Origin of the sequence: Thiohalophilus sp., from assembly GCF_046483665.1 — a bacterium.
GTDB lineage: Bacteria > Pseudomonadota > Gammaproteobacteria > UBA6429 > Thiohalophilaceae > Thiohalophilus.
In genome coordinates this window covers 1-3874 of the sequence record NZ_JAWOCR010000024.1, presented here as the reverse complement: position 1 = coordinate 3874, position 3874 = coordinate 1, and the positions used below count along the sequence as shown (strand labels likewise).

2 protein-coding genes are annotated in these 3874 nt (G+C 53.9%); both read left to right on the top strand.

The features are described 5' to 3' along the window. The first annotated feature begins 33 nt into the window (after positions 1-33). Complete coding sequence (locus tag R6U90_RS06370; protein ID WP_410351835.1) at positions 34-1308, top strand: lysophospholipid acyltransferase family protein; 1275 nt, start codon at positions 34-36, stop codon at positions 1306-1308. Between the two features lie 128 nt (positions 1309-1436). Next, positions 1437-3874, top strand: a 2438-nt coding sequence (gene nifJ, locus R6U90_RS06365) for a pyruvate:ferredoxin (flavodoxin) oxidoreductase (protein WP_410351834.1), incomplete at its 3' end; no start/stop codon positions are given.

Genomic DNA, 3874 nt, shown 5'->3' with positions numbered 1-3874 from the left:
GATGTGGCGTCTCGTCGTTGGGGGAATTGGTCGGTGAGCGAAGGACCCTGGGACGCATCCGTGGCACGACTGGCCCGCCTTTGTGATGCGAGTGTTGTGCCCATTCAGTTTGCGGGCAATAACAGCCCGCTGTTTTGTCTGAGCGGATTATTGCCGCCAGTATTCAAAACCGTGTTGCTGCCTCGCGAACTGCTTAATAAATGTCACAGTACGATAAGCTTACGTATTGGTAAGCCGTTTGATAAAAGCAAGCTACTCAGGTTCGAGCGGATGCAGGAACTGGCAGGGTATTTACGTATGCGAACCTGCCTGTTGTCACAGAGCGAAGGCGGAATAAACAGTGAACTGTCAATTTCCGGGGAAGAAGTGCAGTCATCAATTTTACCGCCGGTAGACACTATACAGCTGGAGCATGAACTGGCCACATTACCACTTGAGCAGCAGCTGGATACCTCCGGCGAGTTACAGGTCTGGTATGCCAGGGCGGGGCAAATACCTCTTTTGTTACAGGAAATCGGTCGTCAGCGTGAAATCAGCTTCAGAGCGGTGGGTGAGGGTACTGGCAATAGCAGTGATATCGATTTGTTTGACCGATTCTATTTGCATCTGTTTGTCTGGAATGCACGGCAGAAGCAGGTGGTCGGGGGCTACCGGCTGGGGCTGGTCGATGAAATCTTGCGCAGTTATGGTCGTCGTGGTCTATACAGTCATTCGCTGTTTCGCTACAGTCGCAACTTCCTGCAACAGATCAGTCCAGCTATTGAACTTGGACGTTCTTTCGTGCGGCCGGAATATCAGCGCAACTTTGCGCCATTGATGTTGTTATGGAAAGGAATCGGCCATTTTATAGCGCAAAATCCGCAATATGCCAATCTGTTCGGCCCGGTCAGTATCAGTAATGATTACAGCGGGATGTCACAGCGTTTGTTGATCCGGTTTCTCAAGCAGAATTTGTTCGATGGTGCACTGGGTCGGCATGTCAAGCCGCGTTACCCGTACCGGGTGAACTGGAAGGACGGCTGGAATACGATGCTGCACAAAGATATCAATCTGGATGAGCTATCTACATTGATTGCCGAAATCGAAGAAGATGACAAGGGCGTACCGGTGCTGATTCGACAATATCTGAAGTTGGGCGGCCGACTGCTGGGTTTCAATGTTGACCCCCACTTCCAGCATTGTGTCGATGGCCTGATCCGGGTTGACCTGCGCCAGGCTGACCACAGGCTGCTGAAAAAATATCTGGGCGCAGAGGGAGCCGCCGCGTTTCTGGATTATCATAATACGGATAAACAGCGGGCAGGTTGAGTATACTGACCGGCGCCGGGATTACTCAAGCAGATGATATCCGGGTAATACTCTAAAGAAATAGACGCCGAGGTTCAGGCGATCTATCTTTATGGGTGTGACTCTGCCCTGAAAGGATCCCCTGTATCATGTCCAGCCCCCGTAGTTTGACAATCGACGGCAATCAGGCCGCTGCAACCGTCGCGCACAAGCTTAACGAAGTCATCGCTATTTATCCTATTACCCCTGCCTCGCCGATGGGAGAATGGGCAGACGAGTGGTCGTCGCGCGGTCAGACTAACCTGTGGAAAACAGTACCGCACATCGTCGAAATGCAAAGTGAAGGCGGTGCCGCTGGCGCAATTCACGGCGCTTTACAGACCGGAGCCCTGACCACGACATTCACCGCCTCGCAGGGTCTGCTGCTGATGATCCCCAACATGTACAAGATTGGCGGGGAATTGACTCCGACGGTCTTTCATGTGGCGTCCCGCTCGCTGGCCTGTCAGGCTCTGTCAATTTTTGGCGATCACAGTGATGTGATGAGTACACGCATGACCGGGTTTGGTTTTCTATGCGCCAACTCACCCCAGGAGGTGATGGACTTTGCCCTGATCGCCCAGGCGGCGAGTCTGGAGGGGCGGGTGCCGATGGTGCATTTTTTCGATGGTTTTCGTACCTCTCACGAAGTGGCCAAACTGCAGGGTATCGATGATGAGGTCCTCAAGGCGATGGTCCGGCCAGACTGGATCGAGCGCCATCGGCGCAACGCCCTCTCACCGGAACACCCCGTGTTACGTGGCAGCTCACAAAATCCGGATATCTATTTTCAGGCGCGGGAAACCGTCAATCCTTTTTATGAAAAATTACCCGGTATTGTGCAGCAGGCGATGGACCGCTTTGCCGAATTGACCGGTCGACAGTACCGGTTGTTTGAGTATTTCGGAAACGAACAGGCCAAACGGGTGATAATCCTGATGGGCTCCGGGGCCGAAGCAGTCCAGGAGACGGTGGAATATCTCAATCGTCAGGGAGAAAAAGTGGGGTTGCTCAAGGTCCGGCTGTATCGCCCCTTTGATGCCGAAACCCTGATTCACGCCCTGCCGCCGAGCGTCAATAAAATCGCGGTGCTGGATCGCACCAAGGAACCGGGAGCGGACGGCGAACCCCTGTACAAGGATGTGGTTACGGCCATAGCCCAGCACTACTGCAGCGGTGATTGCCGGTTTGACGGGATGCCGACAGTGACCGGGGGCCGCTATGGGTTATCTTCCAAAGAGTTTACTCCGGGCATGATCAAGGCGGTATTCGATGAGCTGAGCAGAAATAATCCGAAGAATCACTTTACCATCGGTATTCACGACGATGTTACGCATACCAGCCTGGAATGGGACTCAGCTTTTCGAACCGATGCCCATATAGATACCTTTCAGGCTATGTTCTATGGCCTGGGCAGCGACGGAACAGTCAGTGCCAACAAGAACAGTATCAAGATTATCGGTGAATCCACCGAACTTCATGCCCAGGGTTACTTTGTTTATGACTCGAAGAAGGCCGGAGCGGTCACTGTGTCCCATCTGCGTTTTGGACCCAGACCGATCCGCTCGACCTATCTTATCGGCGACAACGATGCCGATTTTGTTGCCTGCCATCAGCCGGTGTTTCTTGAACGCTACAACATGCTCGACAAGGCAAAGCAAGAAGCCGTATTTCTGCTCAACTCGCCAGAGCCCGCCGATCGGGTCTGGCAAAGCCTGCCGCGCAAAATGCAGCAGCAGATCATCGACAAACAGATCCATTTTTATACCGTTGATGCGTATACCGTTGCCGAGCAGGCGGGGATGGGAAAACGCATCAATACCATTATGCAGACCTGCTTTTTCGCCATCTCCGGTATTTTGCCCAAAGAACAGGCGATCGGGGCGATCAAGAGCGCGGTGGAGAAAACCTACGGCAAAAAAGGCCGGCGGATTGTCGATATCAATTTCCAGGCCATCGATGCGGCCCTCGATCATCTGCAGGAAGTGGCCATTCCGAAACAGGTGGAGAGTGAGCTTGAGATCAAACCGCCGGTGCCGGCCGAGGCGCCCGACTTCGTGCAACAGGTGACGGGCGAGATCATCGCCGGCCGTGGCGATGAGGTGCCGGTCAGCCGGTTACCGGCCAATGGCAGTTATCCGTTGGGGACGGCACGCTATGAAAAGCGCAACCTGGCGCTGGAAATACCGGTCTGGGAGCCCGAGTTGTGTACCCAGTGCGGTAAATGCCCGTTGGTCTGTCCGCATGCGGCGATCCGCAGCAAAATCTTCAGCGAAGCGGCGTTTAAAAAGGCACCGCAAAATTTCAAGGCCCATCCGATGCTGGGCAAGGGTTTTCCTGAAGGAATGATGATCAGTTACCAGGTGGCGCCGGAGGACTGTACCGGCTGTGGTTTGTGCGTGGATATCTGTCCGATTCACGACAAGTCAAATGCCAGTCGCAAGGCCCTGAACATGGCGCCGCAGCCGCCGTTGCGTGAGCAGGAACGGGAGAACTTTGGTTTCTTCCTGGAGTTGCCTGAATATGACCGGCGCGAATTAAAAGTGAC